We start from the raw sequence: 23,753 nt of genomic DNA on the forward strand, positions 1-23,753 counted from the left end.
TCCGGTCAGGCCGCGCGCACGGTGTCGAGGAAACGACCGACCTCGAGCTTCAGGCGGCTGCTGTCGCCCGACAGCATCTGCGCCGCGGACAGCACCTGCGACGAGGCCGAGCCGGTCTCGTTCGCGCCGCGCTGCACCTCGGCGATATTGACCGACACCTGCTGGGTGCCGATCGAGGCCTGCTGGATGTTGCGCGAGATCTCCTGGGTCGCAGCGCCCTGCTCTTCGACGGCGGCGGCGATCGCCGATGAAATTTCCGACAGCCTTTCGATGGTGCCAGAGATCTCGCGGATGGCGCCGACGGACTCTTGTGTCGCCGCCTGGATGCTGCCGACCTGCTGGCCGATCTCGCCGGTAGCCTTGGCAGTCTGCTCCGCCAGCGCCTTCACCTCGGAGGCCACGACCGCGAAGCCGCGGCCTGCTTCGCCGGCACGGGCCGCCTCGATCGTTGCGTTCAGCGCCAGGAGGTTGGTCTGGCCGGCGATCGCATTGATCAGCTCGACGACGTCGCCGATGCGGCTCGCGGCTTGCGACAGTTCACCGACGCGATCATTGGTGCGCCTGGCCTGCTGAACGGCATCGCTGGCCATGCGGGCGGATTCCTGCACCTGCCGGCTGATCTCGTTGACCGAGGAAGCCATCTCCTCGGTGGCCGAGGCGACCGACTGTACGTTGGTCGAGGCTTCCTCGGACGCCGCGGCGACCGTCGTCGCCAGCGTCTGCGAGCGTGCCGCGGTCGAGCTCAGAGAGGTCGCCGACGCTTCCAGCTCGGTCGAGGCATGCGACACGGTGCCGACGATCTGCCCGACCGCCTGCTCGAAGCCGTCGGCCATCTGGTGCATCTCGGCGCGGCGCTTCTCGGCCATCAGCCTGTCCATTGCGATCTTGGCCTCGGCCTCCTGCTGCGCCTTCTCGGCCAGCATGACCTTGATCGCATTGACGGCCTGCGCCGTCTCGCCGATCTCGTCGCCGCGTCCCTCGCCGGAGATCGCGACCTCCTCGCCCCTCGCCATCCGCTGCAACACCGCCACCAGCGCCCGCATCGGCTTGGCGATGCCGTACTGACCGATCAGCCCGCCCATCAGCAGGCCCGCGATGATGCTGACGCCGGAGATGATCATCATCTCCCGCGATGTCTCGACATACTCCTCGGCCGTCGACTTCGCCAATTCCTCGACCCGGTGATCCATCCGCTCGGCCACCGCGCGCATCCTGGTCCGGAGCGTATCGGCAACAGCGTCGCTGGCCTTGACGGCCTCGAGCAGTTTCTGGGCGGAGTCGCTGATCTGGTTGGAGGACGCCGACTCGACAACGGCCATCGTCTTGGCGATGCTGCCCTGATAGGCCGCGAACGCCTCGCGCACGCCGCCGAGCAGCGCCTGGGTTTCCTGATCGCTCGTCTTGGCGACTTCGTCGAGGCGCTCCTTGAACACCTTCATCTGCTCGTCGATGATGCGGTGGGCGGCGTTGCGGTTGTCGTCGCGGGGATCGAGAGCGCTGCGATACTCGGCCCCGACGATCGACATCACGTTGGTGTTGGCCCGCGCCGCCAGCATCGAGCGCCGCGCGGCACGCGCCATGCGCTCGGCATTGTCGTTGAGATCACGCATGGCTCCGGTCGCAATGTAGCTCAGCACGCCCATCATGGCGCTGAGCAGGAGCACGATCGAAAGGATCTTCGTCAATATCCGGAAGCGGGACAGAAACGACATGGACGGCCTCGTCTGCTGCAATGTCACGCCGCCTGAGACCATCACGGCCTTGCGAAAGGACTCCCATTGCGAGTCGATGGCGGCATCGAAGTGCGCCGACTCTGATCAGCCGAAAACGAAATTGAGTTAATTTGTTCGTCCGTGGAACTCCGGGCCGGAGAAACACGGGAGCAGCGCGCCGGCGGTCAGCCAGCGCGCCCGAACCTCGAAGAGCTGCCGTCAGGTCTGGACCGAGGCTTCGAACTATGCGGCGCGGACCGTCTCGAGGAAGCGGCTGACCTCCAGCTTGAGGCGGTTGCTGTCGCTCGACAATGACTTGGCCGCAGAGAGAACCTGCGACGATGCCGACCCCGTCTCGCTCGCGCCGCGCTGCACGTCGGCGATGTTTGCCGAGACCTGCTGCGTCCCTTGTGCAGCCTGCTGCACGTTGCGCGAGATCTCCTGCGTCGCCGCGCCCTGCTCCTCCACCGCGGCCGCGATGGCGGACGCGATCTCCGACAGCCGTTCGATCGTGCCCGAAATCGTCCGGATCGCATTGACCGATTCCTGCGTCGCGGCCTGGATGCCGGAGATCTGCTGCCCGATCTCGCCGGTGGCCTTCGACGTCTGCTCGGCCAGCGCCTTGACCTCGGTGGCGACGACCGCAAAGCCCTTGCCGGCTTCACCGGCGCGCGCAGCCTCGATCGTGGCATTGAGCGCCAGCAGATTGGTCTGCCCTGCGATGGTGTTGATCAACTCGACGACGTCGCCGATCCTGGCGGCCGCTTTCGAGAGCTCACCGACCTGATCGTTGGTTGTGCGCGCCTGGGTGACGGCCTCGCTCGCCATGCGCGCTGATTCCTGCACCTGGCGGCTGATCTCGGTGACCGACGAGGACAGCTCTTCCGTTGCAGACGCGACCGACTGCACGTTGGTCGAGGCTTCTTCCGACGCGGACGCGACGGTGGTGGCCAGCCGCTGCGAGCGGTCGGCCGTGGTGGTCAGGGTGCCGGCCGAGGCCTCCAACTGGCTCGAGGCAGTGAACACTGTGTTGACGATCTCACCCACCACGGCCTCGAACTGCCGCGTCACCGCATCGACCCGTCGGCCGCGCTCGATCTTCGCCTCTGCGTCCTTGGCGGCGGCTTCGTCGGCTGCCTTCTTCGCAATCAAAGCCTCCTTGAAGATCTGCAGTGCGTTGGCCATCGCACCCATCTCGGTCTTCTCACCACGATGCGGAATCTCGGCGGACAGGTCGCCCTCGCCTAGCGCCTGCATCGGCTTTACGATCGAGGCGATCCCCTGCGAGACGCTCTGCAGCATCAGGTAGCTCACCAGCGCACCAACGATCAGCATCAAGGCGTTGATCCCTCCGAGCATGGCAAAGGAGGTCGAATAGGTCGATGCCGCATCGGCGGAGGCCTTGTCGGCGCCTCCGTTGTTCAGCTCGATGCTCTTCCTCAACACCTCGTCCGCTTCCAGCCCAATCTTGTTGACCGTGTTCTGGTTCAGCTCGTGCGCCTCATGAGGGACCTGGCCGGCCGCCTTGCGCGACAACTCCATCACCTTCTGGCCGCCTGCGAGATACCGGTCCCAGGTCGCCTTCCATTGCTGATAGATCGCCCGTTCCTCCGGCAGGCTGATCAGCGCCTCATAGGTCCTCGCCGCCTTGCCCGTCGTCTCCAAGGTGGCGGCCGCGGTCTTTTCCTGTGCGAGCTTCTCGTCCAACGTTTCCGCCAGCATGTGCTCACGAATGATGTTTCGATAGGTGATGGTGGCAGCCCGGAGCTCGCCGAGAACACGAACGCTCGGCAGCCAGTTCGTGGTGATGTCCACGGCGTTGGCGTTCATCGCGCGCATGCTGGAGATGGCCAGCAGGCCCATGCCGGTCAGAACGACGAGAAGCAGCGCGACCACTGACACGATCTTGCTTCGAATGGACATGCTGGCGAACATGGGACGATCTCCTCGGTCGGCGCTGACCGCAATGAATGATGCTTAACGATGAGTTTCATCCTTACGGAATCTTGGATGGGAACTGCGTTAACACCGGTCTGCGTAGAATTACGGAGACCTCCCCGCTGAGAAGCGCGGCGTGCAGAAACGTCGAGGCCACCGGCTTGCCGCTGGCCTTTCACGTCGGCACGGAAGGTGAACCGGCGGACGGCCGCGCTGGGGTTACGCCGCGCGCACGGTCTGCAGGAAGCGGCTGACTTCGAGCTTGAGGCGGTTGCTGTCGGTCGACAGGGTCTGCGCGGCCGACAACACCTGCGACGACGCGGTCCCGGTCTCGCTGGCGCCGCGCTGCACCTCGGTCACGTTCGACGAGACCTGCTGCGTGCCCTGCGCGGCCTGCTGGACGTTGCGGGAGATCTCCTGGGTCGCAGCACCCTGCTCCTCCACGGCGGCCGCGATCGTCGACGAGATCTCCGACAGCCGCTCGATCGTGCCGGAGATGGTGCGGATCGCATTCACCGATTCCTGCGTCGCGGCCTGGATGCTCGCGATCTGCTGGCCAATCTCGCCGGTCGCCTTGGAGGTCTGCTCGGCCAGCGCCTTGACCTCGGTGGCGACGACGGCAAAGCCCTTGCCGGCCTCGCCGGCGCGCGCCGCCTCGATGGTCGCGTTCAGAGCGAGCAGGTTGGTCTGTCCGGCGATGGTGTTGATCAGCTCGACGACGTCGCCGATCCGGGCGGCCGCCTTCGACAACTCGCTGACCTGCTCGTTGGTCTGGCGCGCCTGGCTGACGGCCTCGGTGGCCATGCGGGCCGATTCCTGCACCTGGCGGCTGATCTCGTTGACCGAGGACGACAGCTCCTCGGTGGCCGAGGCGACCGACTGGACATTGGTCGAGGCCTGCTCGGAGGCTGCCGCAACGGTCACGGCCATCTGCTGCGAACGTTCAGCGGTCGACGTCAGTGAGCCCGCGGACGCCTCCAGCTCGGTCGAGGCCGAGGAGACCGTCTCGATGATCTGGCCGACCGAACGCTCGAACGAGTCAGCCAAATGATTCATGTCGCGTTTGCGCTGCTCGGCGGCGATCGCGTCTGCCTGCGCCTTCTGCTCGGCCTCGGCGCGCGCCTTGGCCTCGGCATTCTCTCTGATGACGACAACGTTCTTGGCCATGTCGCCAACCTCGTCGCCGCGATGAGCACCGGGGATCTGGATGTCGAGATCGCCTGAAGCCATGCGGCCCAGCGCGCCGTTGAGCGCCACGATCGGGCGGGAGATGCCCATGAAGCCGAACGTCACGGAGCCAGCGAGCACCAGCACGAGCACGACGGACAGCGTGAAGTTGACCTTCGTCGCGCTCGCCGTCGCGGCCTCGGCATTGTCCTTGGCCTCCTTCGAGAACTTGTCGGCCGCCTGCACGGCTTCCGCCATCAGCTTGCCGGCCTCGTCCGCTGCCGGGAACATCTTCTCGGTGAGGAGCTTCGTCTTGGCTTCCTCCAGCGCGGCGGCCTTGCTCGACGATTCAATGTAGACCTTGAGGTCACCGCGCAGCTTCTCGATGTTCGGCTTCGCCGCTTGCGGCACCCGGTCCATGATCTCCACGAAGCCCTGATCGAGCTCCTTGGCGCGCGTCATCATGCCCTCCTTGGACTTGACGTCGCCGGTCGCCAGATAGCGCCATGCATTGGAGCGGATCGACATCCCCGTCGCATTCAGCTCGTGCAGGTCGCGCTCGAGCGCGGTGGCATCTGCCGCGGCCTTCAGGGCCGGCGACTTGATCAGAATATCGAACTGCTTATTCCAGTCGGCAGCCTGCGTATCGCGCAGCGCGTTCGCCGCGAGCAGCTCCTTCTGCATCCTGGCGATGTCTTCGGCACCCTTCTTGTAGTCGGTCGTGAGCGCGAGAATCTTGCCGAAGCGCTCCTTGCTGACGGGGCGGACGGCGGTGTTCTGCGCGGTTTCGAGTCCGGTCTTGATCTTCGCCTCGATCTTGTGCTCGTCCTCCAGCAGCTTGTCGACCTCGGCCACGCTGCGCGCGAGCCGCACGCCGCGATTGGCGAGCTGCAGGCTACGCAGGTCGGCGTCCGCGGTGAGAGCGAGCTTCCTGATGGCAAGCTGGCGATCCGAATTGCGGGTGGCCTCGTCGACCACGGCTTGCGACATGTGCTGATTGACCAGCGCGGCGCCCGCCAGCAGCATGCCGACGAGACCGGCGAGGCCGAGCTTGTAGCCGATACGATTGAGCTTCATGTCTTTCGCTTCCTCGGTGAAGCGCTGCCAAATCCCGTCTTAGGGACACGCGGCGCCAATATGCGCAATTCGAGAAGTGCAAATTGGAACTCGCCCGTAGGTGAAACCTTAACGGGCCGGCCCGGACGTCTACGGCAACGAGCCGACCAAGCTGCGGCACATTGACGCGAAAGACGTAGAACTACGGGCGCGTGGACGGCGCACGGCTCGCAAAAGAAAACGGCCGGAGCGGTGCCGCTCCGGCCTTTCGTAAGATCGTGCCTCGTCGTTCGGTGAGCTTAATCGCAGCTACGCCGCCCGCACCGACGACAGGAAGCTCGCGACCTCCTGCTTCAGCCGGCTGCTGTCGCCCGACAAAGCCTGCGCCGCCGACAACACCTGGGAGGAGGCCGAGCCGGTCTCGGCCGCGCCGCGCTCGACCTCGATGATGTTGGCCGAGACCTGCTGGGTGCCGTGCGCCGCCTGCTGCACATTGCGGGAGATTTCCTGCGTCGCCGCGCCCTGCTCTTCCACCGCGGCTGCGATGGTCGAGGAGATTTCCGACAGCTTCTCGATGGTCGAGGAGATCTCCCGGATGGCGCTGACCGACTCCTGCGTTGCCGCCTGGATGCTCGAGATCTGCTGGCCGATCTCGCCGGTCGCCTTCGCCGTCTGCTCCGCCAGCGCCTTGACCTCGGAAGCGACGACGGCAAAGCCGCGGCCGGCATCGCCGGCGCGCGCCGCCTCGATGGTGGCGTTCAGCGCCAAGAGGTTGGTCTGGCCTGCGATGGTGTTGATCAGCTCGACGACGTCGCCGATGCGGGTGGCGGCCTTCGACAGCTCGCTGACGCGGCCAGTGGTGGTGCGCGCCTGGCCGACGGCATCATTGGCGATGCGCGCGGATTCCTGCACCTGGCGGCTGATCTCGGTGACCGACGAGGCCATCTGCTCGGTCGCGGACGCCACCGACTGCACGTTGGTGGTGGCTTCCTCGGACGCCGCGGCCACCGCCGTCGTCAGTCCCTGAGACCGCGAGGCGGCCTCGGTCAGCGTGGTGGCCGACTGCTCGAGCTGGCTCGAGGCCGACGACACCGTGTTGACGATCTCGCCGACGGCGGCTTCGAACTGCTCGGCGAGCCGCTGCATGTCGGCCCTGCGCTGTCGCGCCGCGATCGCGTCCTGCGCGCTCTTCTCGCCGGCCTCGGCACGCGCCTTCTCCTCGGCATTACGCTGGATCACGGTCACGGTCTTGGCGAGATCACCGATCTCGTCACCGCGCGAGGCGCCGGGAATGACGATGTCGAGACGGCCGCGCGCCATCTCGCCGAGCGCCGCGTTCAGCCGCGTCAACGGCCGCGCGATCCCGAGGAACGAGAACACGACCGAGCCGATCACCGACAGCAGAACGGCAAGTCCGACGAACAGCGTGATGTAGCTCGCCCGCGCCGCCACCTGGTCGGCATCGAACCGGGCGCTGGCGTTGCGCGCGCGCGCGTCCTGGATCGCCGCATTCATCAGCTCGCCGGCCTCGCCGAGATAGATCAGCGTGCGGTCGCGCAGCACGGCCTCCTTGATACCCTCGATCTTCACCACCTCATCGTTGGCGGCGACGAAGTCGGAGGCAATCCCATTGAGCTTGGTGATCGTGGCCTGGACCTCGCGATCGTCGGCGAGCATGCGCGCATCCGTCAGCGAGCTCTTCAGGCCCGGGATCGTCTGCTTGACCGTCTTGATCGTCGCGGCATCGCCGGTCATGCCGAAGCGCCAGGCCTGGGCGCGCATGTAATTAAGCTTGGCGTCGGCCGTTTGAAGCTGGCGCTCGACGCGTTCGCGGAAGGCGAGGTTCGGCAGTGCCGGCGAGGCGAGCAGCGCCTTCAGACCGTTGCTCCATTCGTTGGAGACCGAGCTACGCTTGTCGATCTGGATCAACAGAGCCTTTTGCGCCTCGGCGAGATCGACCGCGCCCGCGGCATAGCTCGTCATCAGCTCCTTGATCCGGGTGAGCCGGGTTCGGTTCTCGGCCGTCGACACATTGGTGAGCGCCGCGTCGATGTCGGTGACCATGGCGGTCGAGAACTGCTGAATGTCGGCAGCCGCCTTCTCGGCCTCGGCCTGCGACCGCGCCAGCCGCGCCGAGCGGCCGCCGAGCTGGGTCTGCTGCATGTTGGCGCTCGCCGACAACACGCTCTCGACCACCCGCCGCGCACGCTCGGCCTGCTGGTTGGCCTGGTTGACCGCTCTCTCGGCTATCATCTGGTTGGCGATCATGCCGACCGCGAGAGATGCGCCGATGGCGCCAGCGAGCCCGAGTTTGTAGCCGATCCGATTCAGTTTCATTGCCCTACCCACAGAAGAACGCGCGCCGCGCGACGGTCCGTGTAGGCGGTATAGAGGTGAGGTCCGTAGAGACCGTTAATTTACGGGAGTCATCGTGCATTACACGCAAAAAACTTCTGCATTTTCCGTGTGCGTCCCGATGCTTATGACAGCAGAGAGCGCCCGCGCCCCGTGCTGTGGGCTTACAAACTATGCAGATGATGAGCGCGGGATCGCCGCTGGCGCCGGCGTTCCAAAATCCGGCACGATGCAGCCGCCACCGCCGATGCAGAGCTAACTCATCAACTCCAGCGCTTCGGCGAAGAACCGCGGCCCGCCAAAATTGCCGGACTTCAGCGCCAGCAGCATCTCGCCCGCGTCAGCGCCGATCGCGCGCAGCACCGGCACGCCGGCCGCGATCTCCTGCCCGACCAGGAACCCCGGAATCCGCAGCCGATCGACCACGGCGCCCGAGGTCTCGCCACCCGCGACAATCAGTCGCCTGACGCCGGCGGCGATCAATCCCTCCGCCAGATCGGCCATCGCCTGCTCGATCGCATGTCCCGCCGCCTCACGGCCGTGCCTCGCCTGCAGCGCGCTGACCTGATCAGGCGTCGCGCTGGAGGCGATCAGCACCGGCCCCTTGCCGATGCGCTCGCGCGCCCAGCCAAGCGCGCGCTGCGCCTCATCCGGACCAGCGACCAGGCCGGCAGCATCGAGATGCAGCACCGGCATCATCGTCTCCGCCTGCGCGATCTGCTGCAAGGTCGCCTGCGAGCAGCTGCCCGCGAGGCACGCCGCGAGGCCACCGACCGGCGAGTCATGGTGATGGCCGAGGCCATGCGCATGCACGTGGCCGGCCTCGACCAGCGCCCGCGCCAGGCCGAGCCCGATGCCGGACGCGCCGACCGAGACTTTGTGCTTCAAGGCCGCCGCGCCGATCGCGGTGAGATCGGCATCGAATACGGCGTCGACGACCGCCGCGCCGATACCCTGCCCCGACAACTCCTGCAGCCGGTGACCGATCGCCTCGGGGCCGTGCACGACGGTGGCGAGATCGACCAGGCCGATCTTGCGGCGGCTCTGCCGGCCGAGCACGCGCACCAGATTGGCGTCATGCATCGGATTGAGCGGATGATCCTTCAGCGGGCTCTCATTGAGCGGCACTTGGCCCACGAACAGGTTGCCCTGATAGACGGTGCGCTTTGTCTCCGGGAACGCAGGCGTCACCAGCACGATGCCATCACCGGCGTCGCCGGCGAGCGCGTCCATCACCGGACCGATATTGCCGGCGTCGGTGGAATCGAAGGTCGAGCAGATCTTGAACAGCACATGATCAGCACCTCGGGCCCGTAGCCACCTGTCCGCCTCGCGCGATCGGGCCACCGCCTGCGCGGCCTCGATCGAGCGGCTCTTCAGCGACACCACGACGGCATCGACCTCGGGCAATGCGAGATCGGAGGCCGGCACGCCGATGGTCTGCACGGTGCGCAGGCCGGCGCGGGTGAGCGTATTGGCGAGATCGGAGGCGCCGGTGTAGTCGTCGGCGATGCAGCCGAGCTTCAGGGTCACGGCTTCACTCCCTTGTAGGGCGCGAACCAGCCGAGCCCGTCCTCGGTGCGACCGCGCGGATTGTATTCGCAGCCAACGAAGCCGGCATAGCCGAGCCGGTCGAGCTCGGCGAACAGGAACGGATAGTTCAGCTCCTCGCCATCGGGCTCATTGCGCGAGGGGATGCTGGCGATCTGGATGTGGCCGGTGATGTCGATCATCTCGCGCAGCCGCATCGTGACGTCGCCATGGATGATCTGGCAGTGATAGATGTCGAACTGCAGCTTCAGGTTCGGGATCCTGAGCTCGCGGATCAGGTCGCGGGCGAAGCCGAAATCGTTGAGGAAGTAGCCGGGCACGTTGCGCGGATTGATCGGCTCCAGCACGACGTCGAGGCCATGCGGGGCGAAGAACTCCGCCGCCCAGGCCACCGATTTGTAATAGGCCTCCACGGCTTTCGCATCACGGCGATCGGCGATGCCGGCCATCAGATGCAGCCGCTTCACGCCGGTCGCCTTTGCATAGGGCAGCGCGGTCTCGAGGCTCGCCTTGAGATCGTCGAAGCGCGCGGGCAGCGCCGCAAAGCCCTTCTCGCCGGCATCCCAATTGCCCGGCGGCAGATTGAACAGCGCCTGGGTCAGGCCGTTGCCGTGCAGCCGTTTGCCGACCTCCTCGACCGGATGATCATAGGGAAACAGGAATTCGACCGCGGTGAAGCCGGCCTTGGCGGCGGCTTCGAAGCGGTCGAGGAATGGATGCTCGGTGAACATCATCGAGAGGTTGGCGGCGAAGCGGGGCATGGCGAGCTCGTGTCTTGTTATTATTTAGATGAGCCCGGCAGCGTGGTGCCGGTGACCTGCGCGTACATCCGCGCCACCGAGGCGTCGTCGTCGCGGCCCATGCCGGCGGCCGCCGTCATCAGGAACATCTGCAGCGCGGCGGCCGAGACCGGCACCGGGAAACGGTGATTGCGCGCCATGTCCTGGATGATGCCGAGGTCCTTGACGAAGATCTCGACGGCGCTGCGCGGCGTGTAGTCGCCGTCGAGCACGTGCGGCATGCGGTTCTCGAACATCCAGGAATTGCCGGCCGAGGCCGTGATGACCTCATAGACCTTCCTGATATCGAGCCCCTGCTTGGCGGCAAACGCGATCGCCTCGCTGGCGGCGGCGATGTGCACACCGGCGAGCAGCTGGTTGATCATCTTGAAGGCGGCGCCCTGCCCCGCGGCATCGCCGAGCTCATACAGCTTGGCGGCCATCGCATCGAGCGCCGGACGCGCCTTGGCGAACGCCGCCGCGCTGCCTGAGGCAAGGATGGTCAGCTCGCCCTGTGCCGCCCGCTGCGCGCCGCCGGAGATCGGCGCGTCGAGATAATGCCGTCCTGTCGCTTCGAGCTGCTTGGCGAGGCGCCGCGCGACATCAGGGTCCATGGTCGCGGAGGAGACGAACACGGCCTCCTTCGGCATGGTCTCGGCAGCACCGCCTGCGCTGAACAGGATGGCTTCGGTCTGCGCCGCATTGACAACGACGCTGACGACGATGTCGGCCCCCGCGGCCGCCTCAGCCGGGCTCTTCGCCCCCTTGCCGCCGTCAGCAACGAACCGCGCCACCGCATCCGCCGAGACGTCGCATCCAGTCACCGTGAAGCCCGCGCGCTTGAGCGACGTGGCCATGCCATAGCCCATGGAGCCGAGTCCAATCACGGCGACGTTCAATTGCGATGGCTGCGGCATGCGGCAAATCCTCGAAGCGTTTCCTGGTGATGTCCGATTGGCCCGGACTGGACCTTGGGTAACACGGCTTGGCCGCGTTGCCAAAGCGTGAGACAAAGCGGAAAACGAGGAACGATCGAGGACACCAGCCGTGGCGGACATTGCGATTCGCGAGGCCATCTGCCGGTTCGGCCGCTCGCTGTTCGAGCGCGGGCTGACGCCGGGCTCGTCCGGCAACATCAGCGTGCGGCTCGACGATGGCGGCTGGCTAGTGACGCCGACCAATGCCTCGCTGGGCTTCCTCGATCCGGCCAAGCTGTCGCGTCTCGATGCCTCGGGCAAGCTAGTCTCCGGCGACGCGCCGACCAAGGAGGTGCCGCTACATATGGCGCTGTACCAGACCCGCGATGCGGCCCGTGCCGTGGTGCATCTTCACTCCACGCATTCGGTCGCGCTCTCGATGTTGCCGGAGATCGATCCGCGTGCCGCGCTGCCGCCGCTGACGCCATATTATTTGATGCGCTGCGGTCAGACCGCTCTGGTGCCCTATCATCGGCCTGGCGATCCCGCCGTGGCCGACGCCATCAAGGGTCTCGCCGGCAAATACGCCTCCGTGCTGCTCGCCAATCACGGTCCCGTCGTGTCCGGCGACACGCTGGAGGCGGCGGTGTTCGCGATGGAGGAGTTGGAGGAAACGGCCAAGCTCTATCTGCTGCTGCGCGGGCTCAACCCGCGGCAACTGTCGCCGCAGCAGGTCGCCGATCTCGTCAAGGTGTTCGGCCTGACCTTACCCGATCACGACCATCAGCACTGATCGAACCGGCGGCCGACGCGCATGCAGTACCCTGCACCTTCGCCCGCCGAGATCGAAGCCGCCGCCCGCGTGCTGTTTGAGGAGGCCCGCTTCTATCGCTGGTTTCCGATCACGACCGATTCCTTTGAGATCTTCGCCGAGACCGATCGGATCGGAGTCGCCGAGTTGCGCGGCATTGCCGAGCGCATGCTGATGGCGGCGGCGCATGCCAAGCTAGGGACAAGGTTGCGCTAGCTAAAGCGTCACATCAAGCAGCCTGGCGCGCGTTTGCGCTTCCGCGCGGGTAGCGTGGAGGCGAGCCCCGCTGTCACCCTCCCCTGGAGGGGGAGGGTCGTCTCACATGGAGCGCAGCGCAATGTGAGACGGGGTGGGGTGAGCCACACGGGCAGCGCCGCCGTGGCTTCACCCCACCCCGCTCGCCCGCTTCGCGCGCGATCGACCCTCCCCCTCCAGGGGAGGGTGAGACCGAGATCGCGGCGTCTGCCGTCGTCATCATGGGGGACGAAGGTCCCGCAGAGCGGCGCCTCGGCTCATGAGTCATCACTCAGACTACAGGACGGCCGTGGGACGCGACGTCACTCGCCAGTTCGCCTTGCCTCCGATTGGGTTTGATGCCTAATATTGAGGCAGAACTTGGCTGCGCAGGCTGTCAGCGGCCGCTCGATCGATAGGCAGGCTGGGGCCGATGTGACCCATCACCGCGTCCGCGGCCTCTACCGTCGATTGCAGCGGATTTCGCATCACACGTTCGGCGCACAGACAGGAACAGGCAAAGTGCCTCCACAACGCCGTGGTTGCCGCTGTTTTCCCGGTTTATGGCCTGGCCATAGCCGGTGTGCGCGTCGTCCGCCCGTGCATTGCATACGCGTCACCTGCAGCGCGCGCTCCTTATGCACGTGGCAATCCGGCTGCCGGTCATTGGCATATCCGTTGCAGACACCACGCAGGTCGGGAGCCGGGCGCCCGAACGTGCGAACGATAAGTCGTGCCCGGCTGTCGCGATTGATTTGAGAAGATGTGGAGGGCGGATGGCGGCGGGCGCGAGCTTGGAACTGGTGAAGGTGACGAAGATGTACGGTCACGTCACCGCCGTCGATGCGATCGACCTGCGGATTCCCGCCGGCTCCTATTGCTGCCTGCTCGGCCCGTCCGGCTGCGGCAAGACCTCGACCCTGCGCATGATCGCAGGCCATGAATCGGCTACGTCGGGCGACATCATCGTCGGCGCCAAGAACGTCACCGAGCTGCCGCCCGCAGGGCGCGGCACCGCGATGATGTTCCAGTCCTACGCGCTGTTTCCGCATCTCTCCGTCATCGACAACGTCGCCTTCGCGCTGAAGATGAAGGGCGTGTCCAAGCCCGAACGCCACGCGAAAGCCCGCGAGCTACTCGAGCTCGTGGACATGCAGAGCTATGCAGCCCGACTTCCCGCACAGCTCTCCGGCGGCCAGCAGCAGCGCGTGGCGCTGGCGCGCGCGCTGATCACCTCGCCGCAAATTCTCTTGCTCGACGAGCCGCTGTCGGCGCTCGATCCGTTCCTGCGGCTGCGCATGCGTGCCGAGCTGAAGCGGCTGCAGCGCGAACTCGGCCTCACCTTCATCCACGTCACCCATGGCCAGGACGAGGCGATGGCGCTGTCCGATCTCGTGGTGCTGATGAATGGCGGCAAGATCGAGCAGCAGGGCAGCCCGCGCGAGATCTTCAATCACCCGCGCACGGAATTCGCCGCCCGCTTCATCGGCGGCCACAATGTCATCCCGCTCAAGGGCGAGACGTTTGCTGTTCGTGTCGACCGCATCCAGCTGAAGGCGCCGAGCGCGGCGATCGATGGCCCCGCGGTGCCCGGCACGATCAGCAAGATCGAATATCAGGGCACTTATGTGCTGATCGCGGTCGCGACCGACGGCGGCCCGGAGATCTCGGCCCAGCTCAGCGACGACCAGTTCGACGCGGAGACCCACGTGATCGGCGAGCGCGTCACCGTGACCTGGAATCCGGCGCTCGCCGATGCCCTGACGCCCCGCCCTGCTGCTGCTGTCGCGCCGGCCGCAGAGCTCGTGGCCTGATTTCGCCTTCTCGTTTTTAATCCCAAGGAGATGATCATGACTGATCGATCGAAAAAGACATCCATCAGCCGCCGCTCGCTGCTCAAGGGCGCGGCCGGCGTTGCCGGTCTTGCCGGTACGGGCACGCTGCTCAGCGCGCCCTACGTCCACGCCGCCGACCCGAAGGTGCTGCGCTATCTCGGCACCGCCGTGAACGAGGGCGACGAGATCTCGAAGAAGTGCCTCGCCGACACCGGCATCAAGATCGAGTACATCACGGCAACGACCGACGACGTCACCAAGCGCGTCATCACCCAGCCGAACTCCTTCGACGTGCTCGACACCGAATATTTCTCGCTGAAGAAGCTGGTGCCGTCGGGCAACATCTTCCCGCTCGACGCGCGCAAGATCAAGGAATTCGACAACATCACGCCCGTGTTCACCAAGGGCGAGCTGCCGAACGGCAAGAAGATCGGCGGCCAGGGCACCGCGCCGTGGAAGGTGCTGTATCTCGACGGCCCGAACTCCAAGACCTTCTCGGCGACCCCCACCGAGTACGTCACGCTGATCCCGACCGTGTACAACGCCGACACGCTGGGCATCCGCCCCGACCTGATCAAGCGCCCGATCAACTCCTGGGCCGAGCTGCTCAATCCCGAGTTCAAGGGCAAGGCCTCGATCCTCAACATCCCCTCGATCGGCATCATGGACGCCGCCCTCGTCGTCGAGGCGACCGGCCAGTACAAATATGCCGACAAGGGCAACATGACCAAGGCCGAGATCGACCTGACGATGAAGGTGCTGACCGAAGCCAAGAAGGCCGGCCAGTTCCGCGCCTTCTGGAAGGACTTCAACGAGTCCGTCAACCTGATGGCTTCGGGCGAGACGGTGATCCAGTCGATGTGGTCGCCGGCCGTCACCAAGGTGCGCTCGATGGGCATCGCCTGCACCTTCCAGCCGCTGAAGGAAGGCTACCGCTCCTGGGCCTCCGGCTTCTGCGTCTCGAAGGCGGTCGCCGGCGGGCCGAAGCTCGACTGGGCCTATGAGTTCGTCAACTGGTACCTGTCCGGCTGGGCCGGCGCCTATCTCAACCGCCAGGGCTACTACTCGGCCGTGCTCTCCACCGCCAAGGCCAACATGACCGAGGACGAGTGGGGCTACTGGATGGAAGGCAAGCCGGCGAAGAGCGACATCAAGGCGCCGGACGGCACCCTGATGGAGAAGGCCGGCGCGGTGCGCGACGGCGGCTCCTATGATGACCGCATGGGCGGCGTCGTGTGCTGGAACGCCGTGATGGACGAGAACGACTACATGGTCCGCAAGTGGAACGAGTTCATCGCCGCTTGATGTGACCGCCATTGCTGCCGCGCCCGCGACGCCCTGGGCGCGGCAGCTCTTCTCAGCCGTATCCTCCGCGACCGGACGACAGGTATTTTCCGTGGCCGTGACGATCGACAATTCGCCCGACACCGTGGCGCCAGCGCAAGGCACGCTCCGCAAGATGACCATGCGCTCGATCGCCTGGCTGCAGGCCGGGCCGATGTCGCTGGTGTTCGCGCTGTTCTTCCTGCTGCCGCTCGTGCTGGTCGTGATCGTCAGCGTCTGGGACTACAACGAATATGAGATGATCCCGGCGCTCAGCTTCCGCGGCTACACCGACACGTTCGAAGGCTGCGTCGCCAACCTGCCCGAGCTGTGCACCATCCTGAAGACCTATCTCAAGACGCTGAAGCTGTGCCTGCTGACCTGGGCCCTGACCTTGATGATCGGCTTCTGGGTCGCCTACTTCCTCGCCTTCCACGTCCGCAGCAAGACCTGGCAGATCGTGCTGTCGCTGTTGTGCACGATCCCGTTCTGGACCTCCAACGTGATCCGCATGATCGCCTGGATCCCGCTGCTCGGCCGCAACGGCCTCGTCAACCAGGGGCTGGTCGGCGCGGGCTTCATCAACAAGCCGATCGAATGGCTGCTGTTCTCCGAATTCTCGGTGGTGCTGGCGCTGGTGCACCTGTTCACCTTCTTCATGGTGGTGCCGATCTTCAATTCCATGATCCGCATCGACAAGCGACTGATCGAGGCCGCCTATGACGCCGGCGCGTCGGGCTGGCAGACGCTGGTCAACATCGTCATTCCCTTGTCGAAGCCTGGCATCGTGATCGGCTCGATCTTCGTCATCACCATCGTGATGGGCGACTTCGTCACCATCGGCGTGATGGGCGGCCAGCAGATCGCCTCCGCCGGCAAGATCATCGAGGCGCGCCTCTCGGCGCTGCAGTTCCCCGCCGCCGCGGCCAACGCCGTGATCCTGCTCGGCATCACCATCATCATCATCTCCGCGCTGACGCGGATCGTCGACGTGCGCAAGGAGCTCTAAAGAGATGGGAGACAAGCGCCCCCGCTCCTTCTACATCCTCGCGCTGTTCTTCGCGGCCTATGTGCTATTCCTGTACGGCCCGATGATCGCGATCTACATCCTGTCGTTCCAGGGCCCCGACGGCGGTCTGACGTTCCCGATGAACGGCGTCTCCCTGACCTGGTTCGGAAAGGTGTTTTCCGGCGGCGGCATCGTCGACATCGGCGCCGCCTTCAAGCGCTCGCTGGCGCTCGGCCTCGTGGTGATGGTGATCACCGTGGTGCTGTCGGTCGCCGCGGGCATGGCGTTCCGCAAGCCGTTCCGCGGCGCCTCGGTCCTGTTCTACACCGCGATTGCCAGCCTGATCATGCCCTCGATCATCACCTCGCTCGGCATCGCCTTGGAATTCCGCCTGATCGACGATTTCATCAACAAGCATGCGGCTGACTACGGCCTCGGCTGGCTGGCCGAGGGCCATACCACCGCGATGGGCCTGTTCACCTCCGGCTTAGGGGCGCACCTGACCTGGACCTTGCCGTTCGGCCTCCTCATCATGTTCGCGATCTTCAACCGCTTCGACGGCCGCCTCGAAGAAGCCGCCCGCGACCTCGGCGCCACCCCCTGGCAGACCTTCCGCCACGTCGTGCTGCCGATCATCCTGCCGTCCGTGGTCGGCATCGGCCTGTTCGGCTTCACGCTGTCCTGGGATGAACTGGCGCGCTCCAGCCAGGCCATCGGCTCGGTGAACACGCTGCCGCTGGAGTTGCAGGGGCTGACGACGACGGTGACCAAGCCCGACATCTACGCGCTGGGCACGCTGACCTCGGCGGTGTCGTTCGTTGTGATCTTCGCCGCGCTGTCGGTGATCCTGGTGCTGCAGGCACGCCAGCGGCGGCAGGGCTCGGATGCCGGCAAGGGGATGGTGTAGTTGCTTAGCTGGGGAGCCGTCGTGATACAGCTCGTCGGCACAACTGTTAAGGATAAGCAGCAAGCGCGGTGCTCATGAATGCGCCCTCGCCCCTTGTGGGAGAGGGCATGTATGACAGCGTAGCAAACTCGGTTGGGTGAGGGGTCTGCCTCAACAAGTCGGGCTTGCCGAGAGAACCCCTCACCCAACCGCGTACGCGGATAGGCCGTACATGCCCTCTCCCACAAGGGGCGAGGGCACTATATTGGGCACCGCGTGGATGCGCTAATAGGTCCGTAGGGTGGGCAAAGGAGCGCCCTACTCTTCATCGTGGAAATGATTGCTTCGCGCGCCGTGCCCACCGGCCGCACTCGCCGGCACTGGCGGTGGGCACGCGACGCCTGACGGCGACGCTTTGCCCACCCTACGAGGTCATCGCCTCACAGCCCCAGATACGCCTTCCTTACATCCTTGTTGCCGCTGATCTCCGCGGCCGTACCTTGCATCAGCACGCGCCCCGTCTGCAGGATGTACGCACGATCCGCAATCTCCAGGCACTCCGCCATGCGCTGCTCGACGATCAGCACGGTCATGCCGGCGTCGCGGATTTTCTTCACCGCCTGGAAGATCTCATCCACCAGCTTCGGCATGATGCCCTGTGACGGCTCGTCGAGCATCAGGAGGCGCGGCCGGGTCATCAGCGCGCGGCCGATCGCCAGCATCTGCTGCTCGCCGCCGGACAAGGTCTCGGCGCGCTGCTCGAGCCGCTCCGACAGACGCGGGAACAGCTTGAACACGAAGTCGAGCGGCTCCTCGCGATTGGCTTCGCTGCGATAGAGATAGCTGCCGAGCCTTAAGTTGTCGCGCACCGAAAGCCGCGGAAACAGCCGGCGGTTCTCCGGCACATAGGCGATGCCGCGTGCCGTGATCAGGTGCTGCGCCATGCCGTCGATGCGGTTGCCGTCGAACGTGACGCTGCCCGCGCGCGGCCGCTCGGCCCCGGCGATCGATTTCAACAAGGTCGACTTGCCCGCGCCATTGGCGCCGGCGACACAGACGATCTCTCCCTTCTCGACGTCAACAGAGACGTTCGAGATCGCAACCAGGCCCTGATAGGCGGTGGTGACGTCACGCACCGACAGCATGGCGGTCTCCGAGATAGGCGGAAATGACTTTGGGATCGCGGACGACATCGGTGGGCTTGCCTTCGATCAGCACCTTGCCGAGATCGAGCACGATGGCGCGGTCGACCAGCGGCATCACGATCTCCATGACGTGCTCGACCATCAGCACCGTAATGCCGGTGTCGCGCACGCGGCGCACGAGCTCGACACCCTTCTGCGATTCGACCGGCGTGAGGCCGGTCAGCACCTCGTCGAGCAGCAGCAGCTTCGGCTCGGTCGCAAGCGCGCGCGCCACCTCGAGCCGGCGCTTCTCGGACGGCACCAGATCGCTCGCCAGCACGTCGGCACGGGCATCGAGCCCGCAGAACGCCAGCACCTCGTGCGCCTTGCGGCGGGCGTCGCGCATGTTGGTCGTGCGCACCAGCGAGCCGACGATGACGTTTTCGATCACCGTCATGCTCTCGAAACTCTTCACGACCTGGAAGGTGCGGCCGATGCCGCGCTGGCAGCGCTCGGCCGCCGGCAGCGCGGTGACGTCCTCGCCGTCAAACAGGATCGTGCCTTCGGTCGGCTTGAACGCGCCGGCGATCAGGTTGAACAGGGTCGACTTGCCGGCGCCGTTCGGCCCGATCAGGCCGACGATCTCGCCGCGCCCGACCGAGATCGAGACGTCGGAGTTCGCCGTCAGGCCCGAGAAGCGCTGGGTGATGTTGCGGGTTTCCAACAACGCGGTCATGACGCCACCGCCTCTCGCGCCGGCTGCGCCGCCGGCTTCGGCTTGCGGGAGAACAGGCTGACGAGCCCTTGCGGCCGTGCCAGCGAGATCGCGATGATCAGGCCGCCATAGACGATCAGGTCGACGCCGCGGCCGGAGCCGCCAATATAGGAGCGCGTCAGTTCGGTCAGCGGGATCAGGATGACCGCGCCGAGCATCGGACCCCACAGGGTGCCGATGCCGCCGAGCACGGCCGGCAGCGCCATCAGCAGCGAGAACTGGAAGCCCATCACGCTCTCGGGGTCGATGTAGGAGACGAACTGGGCATAGAAGCTGCCGCCGATCGCGACCAGGAAGGCGGAGACGGCCGCCGCGCCCATCTTGGAGTTGAACACGTCGACGCCGAGGCTCTCGGCCGCGAGCGGATTGTCCTTCACCGCGCGCCACCAGTAGCCCCATTTGGAATCCTCCAGCCACCAGGTGACGAACCAGGCGACGCAGGCGAGCGCCAACGCAAAGTAGAAGTATGGCAGCTTCGAGCGGGTGAACTGGAACGTCAGCCAGGAGTCGCGCCGCACCGGGATGTCGATGCCGAGCGCGGCCCCTGCGAAGTCCCAGTTCTGGAACAAGAGCAGCGTGATCTCGGCGATGACGATGGTGGCGATGACGAAGTAATGGCCGCCGAGCCGGAAACACGGATAGCCCAGCGCCATCGCGATGACTGCGGAGATCAGGCCGCCGGCGAGCATGCCGAACCACGGCAGCACGCCGAACTTGGTGAACAGGATCGCGGTGGTGTAGGCGCCGAGGCCGAAATACAGCGCGTGCCCGAGCGAGATCTGGCCGCAATAGCCGGACAGGATATTCCAGCTCTGCGACAGCGCCGCATACATCAGGGTCAGCACCATGATGTTCTGGACGTAGACGTCCTTGACGAAGAACGGCACGGCTGCGGCGACCGCGGTCAGAAACGCGGCGAGGATGAGGTCGCGCCGGCGACGTTGAATGAATGCCTTGTCCATCAGATCGATCCGAACAGGCCGCGCGGGCGGACGAAGACGACGAGGAGATAGACGCCGTAGATGCCGACGGTCTTCAGCGACGGCGGCAGAATCAAGGTCGTGATGGCCTCGACGAGGCCGACGACGATGCCGCCGGCGAAGGCGCCGAACACGCTGCCGAAGCCGCCGAGCGCCACCGTGACATAGGCGATGGTCGCGAACGACGCGCCGACATCGGGGAAGACGTAGAAGAAGATCGCCATGACCGCGCCGGCGAGGCCGACCAGGGCCGCGCCGAGACCCCAGCCGAGCGCGAACACCTTGTTCTTGTCGATGCCGACCAGCGCCACCGCCCCGGCATCCTCACGCGTCGCCTCCAGCGCGCGGCCGAAATCGGTACGGTGGATGAAGAAGTACAGCCCGGCAAAGGCCGCGATCGCGATGAGCGCGCCGACCAGTTGCGGCTGCGGCAGGTAGATGCCGGCGATCGAGATCGTCTTGCCGCCCAGATAGGAGTGCGGAATGCTGCGATAGTCAGGCGTAAAGAAATACTGCGCGACGCCGCGCATCAGCACCGCGAGACCAAAGGTCGAGAAGATCTGCACCATGCCGGTGTTGGCCTTGGCGCGGACGGCAAATCTCACGATCAAGAGATACACGACGGCGCCGAAGACGAACAATCCCGCCGCGACGATCGGAGCCGACAGCAATGGGTCGAGCGCGAAATAGGCGAACAGGAAGAAGGTCGCGTACATAGCGATCATCAGGAACTCGCCATGGGCGAAGTTCACGACGTCCATCAGGCCGAAGATGAGCGCCAGCCCTACGGCGATCAGGCCGTAGAGCAGGCCCATCAACAGGCCGCTGGCGAGACTTTGGATGATTGTTTCTGCTGTCACAGATCTTGCCCCACTCTCGATGTGACTCGGGGTGTCGTCCTGGCGAACGCCAGGACCCATAACCACGAATGTTTGTGTGGGGCACGACGACAACCAGTCATCGTCCAACCACGGCCTCGGCGTATGGGTCCCGGGTCGGCGCCGCCACGCCCTGGCGCGCGTCGCGGCTTGCCCGGGACGACATCCGAGAAAGTTACTTCATCGGCCAGCTGGCTTCGGCGACCGCGGCCTGGGTCGGGAAGATCGTGACGAACTTGCCGCCGACATATTGCAGCAGCACCGGGTCGGCGTCGTTGTTCTGGCCGTTCTCGTCGAACTTCACCCGCTTCCACGGCATGATGGTCTGATCGCCCGGCATGTCGGTCGCGGCGAGCGCGTCGCGGATCTTCTCGCCGTCGGTGGACTTGGCGCGGTTGATGGCATCCGCCATCACGATCAGGCCCATGAACTGGCGCGACGAGAAGTCGTTGAGGTCCTTGCCCGACTTGGCCTTGAACATGTCGTTGACCTTGCCGACCATCGGCCGCTTGGCGGCGAGATCGAGCGAGAACGAGCCGCGCGAGATCACGCCTTCGAGCTTATCGCCAACGGCGTCATACAGCGCCTTCTCGGAGAAGCCGGCGTCCTGCGCGACGATCGCGTTCGGCTTGTAGCCGAGCTCGGCCATGGTCTTGACCAGGAGGATGCCGTCCGTGGTGTAGCTCGACGGCATCAGCACGTCGGCATTGGCCGCCTTGAGCTGCTGCACCTCGGCCGACAGCGACGGCGAGTTGGCGCGGTACTTGATGTCGGCGACGACCTTGTAGCCGCGCTCTTGCGCAAGCTTGAGCTGGGCGTTGCTCGAATCGGTGCCGAAGATGGTGTCCTCGTGGAACAGCGCGAGCGTCTCGATCTTGGTGCCCTTCTTCTTCATCGCGTCGAAGAAGTCGAACATCGCCTGCGAGAACATCTCGTCATGGGGCGCGGCGCGGAAATAATACTTCAGGCCGCGGCGATGCAGGCTCGGCGAGGAGTTGTCCGCCGACAGATACGGGATCTGGTAGCGCTCGCAGATCTGGCTCGCGGTGACCGCAACCGCGCTCTGATAGGAGCCGATGACGGCGGCGACCTTTTCCTGCGTGATCAGGCGCTCGGCTTCGGCGCGGCCCTTCTGCGGATCGGCCTGGTGATCGGCGAACACCAGCTTGATCTTGGCGCCGCCGAGGCCGGGCAGGCCCTCGGTGCGGGCGAGCGGAATATCGAAATCATATTTGCCGTTGATGATCTCGGCCGCGGTCTCGAACGCGCGCTGCGCGTCGACGCCGATCTGTGCACTGGCGCCGGAGAACGGATAGATGATGCCGATCTTCACCTCGGAGGTCTGCGCGCGGGCGGCGATTGGCCCCAAGGCGGCGGCAGCGGTGGCTCCAAGCAGGACGTGACGGCGCGTAATGGTCATGACGAGATCCTCTGATGAAAGCGCATCGATGAAGCGGATGAAGTCGGCGGTAAAGGCTCAATTAGCAGCACGACTGCCTGATTAGAGGACAGCGAGATCCTTGTTCTTGAGATCGGTGATCAGCATGAGGCCAGGCGCATGGGTGATGGCGAACGGCAGCTTCGCGGCGGCGATCACCGCCTGCGGAGTCACGCCACAGGCCCAGAATACGGGAATTTCATCGGCGCCGACCGGCACCGGATCACCGTAGTCAGGCTTGTTGAGATCGGCGATGCCGATCTGCTCGGGCAGACCGAGATGCACGGGCGCGCCGTGCACGGCGGGAAAGCGCGTCGTGATCTGCACCGCGCGGATCGCCTGCGCCGGCTTGAACGGGCGCATCGACACCACCATGGGACCGGCGAACGGGCCCGACGGCGTGCAGGCGATGTTGGTGCGATACATCGGCACGCGGCAGCCCTGCTCGATATGGCGGATCGGCAGGCCGTCGGCCATCAGCGCCTCTTCGAACGAGAACGAGCAGCCCAGCACGAAGGTGACGAGATCGTCGCGCCAATGCGCCATCAGGTCGCTGGGCTCTTCCACCATCTCGCCGTCGCGCCAGACGCGGTAGCGCGGCACGTCCGTGCGGATATCGAGATCGGCGCCGAGTGCCGGAATATGAGGATTGCCCGGATCGGACATGCCGATGATCGGGCACGGTTTGGGATTGAGCTGACAGAAGCGGTGGAAGGCGCCGGCATACTGCTCCGGGATGATCGCGAGATTGCCCTGGACGAAGCCGTTGGCGATTCCGGCCGTGCTCCAGCCCTTGCCGGTGCGATAATCCAGGCGGGCCTGATGGCTCGGAAGCAGCGTCGCTTCCCCCGTCGATTGCTGCAATGCCGCAGAAACAGTCATTTGTGCCATTTGCCTAATATCTCGACAAACTCACTCAACATCAGCCATGCTATAAAGTCTAATCTTCGTTTTTAATCAGGATCGATAAACCAAATTGATCCAT

19 protein-coding genes are annotated in these 23,753 nt (G+C 65.4%); 6 read left to right on the top strand and 13 right to left on the bottom strand.

Going from position 1 to position 23,753, the window contains the following annotated elements; translation table 11 throughout:
• Positions 1-5 precede the first annotated feature (5 nt).
• The 7 genes from ACVILH_RS29995 to ltnD all read right to left on the bottom strand — a co-directional run bounded on the left by ACVILH_RS29995 (position 6) and on the right by ltnD (position 11,475).
• Positions 6-1,712 (bottom strand): methyl-accepting chemotaxis protein, encoded by a 1,707-nt coding sequence (locus ACVILH_RS29995; protein WP_456716114.1) that lies wholly within the window; start codon positions 1,710-1,712, stop codon positions 6-8.
• 243 nt (positions 1,713-1,955) lie between these two features.
• On the bottom strand, positions 1,956-3,647 hold the full coding sequence (locus ACVILH_RS30000) for a methyl-accepting chemotaxis protein (RefSeq protein WP_456716115.1): 1,692 nt from the start codon (positions 3,645-3,647) through the stop codon (positions 1,956-1,958).
• A 222-nt stretch (positions 3,648-3,869) separates the two neighbouring features.
• Complete coding sequence (locus ACVILH_RS30005) at positions 3,870-5,894, bottom strand: methyl-accepting chemotaxis protein (protein WP_456716116.1); 2,025 nt, start codon at positions 5,892-5,894, stop codon at positions 3,870-3,872.
• A gap of 288 nt (positions 5,895-6,182) precedes the next feature.
• Positions 6,183-8,210: a methyl-accepting chemotaxis protein gene (locus ACVILH_RS30010; protein ID WP_456716117.1), complete on the bottom strand. Its 2,028-nt coding sequence runs from the start codon at positions 8,208-8,210 to the stop codon at positions 6,183-6,185.
• Positions 8,211-8,483: 273 nt separating this feature from the next.
• Entirely contained in the window at positions 8,484-9,761 is a 1,278-nt protein-coding gene (gene otnK, locus ACVILH_RS30015; RefSeq protein WP_456716118.1) for a 3-oxo-tetronate kinase, read from the bottom strand.
• Complete coding sequence (gene otnI, locus ACVILH_RS30020) at positions 9,758-10,540, bottom strand: 2-oxo-tetronate isomerase (RefSeq protein ID WP_456716119.1); 783 nt, start codon at positions 10,538-10,540, stop codon at positions 9,758-9,760. Before otnI ends, otnK begins: the two co-directional genes overlap by 4 nt.
• Positions 10,541-10,560: 20 nt before the next feature.
• Positions 10,561-11,475, bottom strand: coding sequence for an L-threonate dehydrogenase (ltnD, locus tag ACVILH_RS30025; protein ID WP_456716120.1), 915 nt, complete (start codon positions 11,473-11,475; stop codon positions 10,561-10,563).
• A 130-nt stretch (positions 11,476-11,605) separates the two neighbouring features.
• On the opposite strand from ltnD, the gene otnC reads away from it, so the two are divergent.
• From otnC to ACVILH_RS30055, 6 genes are all read left to right on the top strand, one after another.
• Positions 11,606-12,268 carry a 3-oxo-tetronate 4-phosphate decarboxylase gene (gene otnC / locus ACVILH_RS30030; protein WP_456716121.1) on the top strand — a complete coding sequence of 221 codons (663 nt, stop codon included), beginning with the start codon at positions 11,606-11,608 and terminating at the stop codon, positions 12,266-12,268.
• Between the two features lie 21 nt (positions 12,269-12,289).
• Positions 12,290-12,502, top strand: coding sequence for a hypothetical protein (locus ACVILH_RS30035; RefSeq protein WP_456716122.1), 213 nt, complete (start codon positions 12,290-12,292; stop codon positions 12,500-12,502).
• Positions 12,503-13,296: 794 nt separating this feature from the next.
• A complete protein-coding gene (locus tag ACVILH_RS30040) occupies positions 13,297-14,334 on the top strand; it encodes an ABC transporter ATP-binding protein (protein ID WP_456716123.1) in 1,038 nt (345 codons plus the stop codon).
• Positions 14,335-14,370: 36 nt separating this feature from the next.
• Positions 14,371-15,660, top strand: a complete 1,290-nt coding sequence (locus ACVILH_RS30045; RefSeq protein ID WP_456716124.1) for an ABC transporter substrate-binding protein — start codon at positions 14,371-14,373, stop codon at positions 15,658-15,660.
• Between the two features lie 91 nt (positions 15,661-15,751).
• Positions 15,752-16,687: an ABC transporter permease gene (locus tag ACVILH_RS30050; protein ID WP_456716125.1), complete on the top strand. Its 936-nt coding sequence runs from the start codon at positions 15,752-15,754 to the stop codon at positions 16,685-16,687.
• 4 nt (positions 16,688-16,691) lie between these two features.
• Entirely contained in the window at positions 16,692-17,594 is a 903-nt protein-coding gene (locus ACVILH_RS30055) for an ABC transporter permease (RefSeq protein WP_456716126.1), read from the top strand.
• A 419-nt stretch (positions 17,595-18,013) separates the two neighbouring features.
• Here ACVILH_RS30055 and ACVILH_RS30060 read toward each other — a convergent pair whose 3' ends face one another.
• The 6 genes from ACVILH_RS30060 to ACVILH_RS30085 form a co-directional block, all read right to left on the bottom strand.
• A complete protein-coding gene (locus tag ACVILH_RS30060; RefSeq protein ID WP_456716127.1) occupies positions 18,014-18,718 on the bottom strand; it encodes an ABC transporter ATP-binding protein in 705 nt (234 codons plus the stop codon).
• Positions 18,702-19,433 carry an ABC transporter ATP-binding protein gene (locus ACVILH_RS30065; RefSeq protein WP_456716128.1) on the bottom strand — a complete coding sequence of 244 codons (732 nt, stop codon included), beginning with the start codon at positions 19,431-19,433 and terminating at the stop codon, positions 18,702-18,704. Before ACVILH_RS30065 ends, ACVILH_RS30060 begins: the two co-directional genes overlap by 17 nt.
• A complete protein-coding gene (locus tag ACVILH_RS30070; protein WP_456716129.1) occupies positions 19,430-20,434 on the bottom strand; it encodes a branched-chain amino acid ABC transporter permease in 1,005 nt (334 codons plus the stop codon). Before ACVILH_RS30070 ends, ACVILH_RS30065 begins: the two co-directional genes overlap by 4 nt.
• Positions 20,434-21,312 (bottom strand): ABC transporter permease subunit, encoded by an 879-nt coding sequence (locus tag ACVILH_RS30075; protein ID WP_434862046.1) that lies wholly within the window; start codon positions 21,310-21,312, stop codon positions 20,434-20,436. The genes ACVILH_RS30070 and ACVILH_RS30075 overlap by 1 nt, the downstream gene beginning before the upstream one ends.
• 193 nt (positions 21,313-21,505) lie before the next feature.
• Complete coding sequence (locus ACVILH_RS30080; RefSeq protein ID WP_456716130.1) at positions 21,506-22,750, bottom strand: ABC transporter substrate-binding protein; 1,245 nt, start codon at positions 22,748-22,750, stop codon at positions 21,506-21,508.
• Between the two features lie 81 nt (positions 22,751-22,831).
• Positions 22,832-23,650, bottom strand: a complete 819-nt coding sequence (locus ACVILH_RS30085) for a putative hydro-lyase (protein WP_456716131.1) — start codon at positions 23,648-23,650, stop codon at positions 22,832-22,834.
• Positions 23,651-23,753: the final 103 nt, after the last annotated feature.

The sequence above is a fragment of the Bradyrhizobium sp. USDA 4353 genome (genome assembly GCF_054063215.1).

Bases quoted from the DNA above. Each gene is read 5' to 3' on its own strand.
- ACVILH_RS30055 (WP_456716126.1), top strand. From the start codon at position 16,692: ATGGGAGACAAGCGCCCCCGCTCCTTCTACATCCTCGCGCTGTTCTTC.
- ACVILH_RS30065 (WP_456716128.1), bottom strand. From the start codon at position 19,433: ATGACCGCGTTGTTGGAAACCCGCAACATCACCCAGCGCTTCTCGGGC.
- ACVILH_RS30005 (WP_456716116.1), bottom strand. From the start codon at position 5,894: ATGAAGCTCAATCGTATCGGCTACAAGCTCGGCCTCGCCGGTCTCGTC.
- ACVILH_RS29995 (WP_456716114.1), bottom strand. From the start codon at position 1,712: ATGTCGTTTCTGTCCCGCTTCCGGATATTGACGAAGATCCTTTCGATC.
- ACVILH_RS30085 (WP_456716131.1), bottom strand. From the start codon at position 23,650: ATGACTGTTTCTGCGGCATTGCAGCAATCGACGGGGGAAGCGACGCTG.
- ACVILH_RS30045 (WP_456716124.1), top strand. From the start codon at position 14,371: ATGACTGATCGATCGAAAAAGACATCCATCAGCCGCCGCTCGCTGCTC.
- ACVILH_RS30040 (WP_456716123.1), top strand. From the start codon at position 13,297: ATGGCGGCGGGCGCGAGCTTGGAACTGGTGAAGGTGACGAAGATGTAC.
- ACVILH_RS30080 (WP_456716130.1), bottom strand. From the start codon at position 22,750: ATGACCATTACGCGCCGTCACGTCCTGCTTGGAGCCACCGCTGCCGCC.
- ACVILH_RS30000 (WP_456716115.1), bottom strand. From the start codon at position 3,647: ATGTTCGCCAGCATGTCCATTCGAAGCAAGATCGTGTCAGTGGTCGCG.
- ACVILH_RS30010 (WP_456716117.1), bottom strand. From the start codon at position 8,210: ATGAAACTGAATCGGATCGGCTACAAACTCGGGCTCGCTGGCGCCATC.
- otnI (WP_456716119.1), bottom strand. From the start codon at position 10,540: ATGCCCCGCTTCGCCGCCAACCTCTCGATGATGTTCACCGAGCATCCA.
- ACVILH_RS30060 (WP_456716127.1), bottom strand. From the start codon at position 18,718: ATGCTGTCGGTGCGTGACGTCACCACCGCCTATCAGGGCCTGGTTGCG.
- ACVILH_RS30070 (WP_456716129.1), bottom strand. From the start codon at position 20,434: ATGGACAAGGCATTCATTCAACGTCGCCGGCGCGACCTCATCCTCGCC.
- ltnD (WP_456716120.1), bottom strand. From the start codon at position 11,475: ATGCCGCAGCCATCGCAATTGAACGTCGCCGTGATTGGACTCGGCTCC.
- ACVILH_RS30035 (WP_456716122.1), top strand. From the start codon at position 12,290: ATGCAGTACCCTGCACCTTCGCCCGCCGAGATCGAAGCCGCCGCCCGC.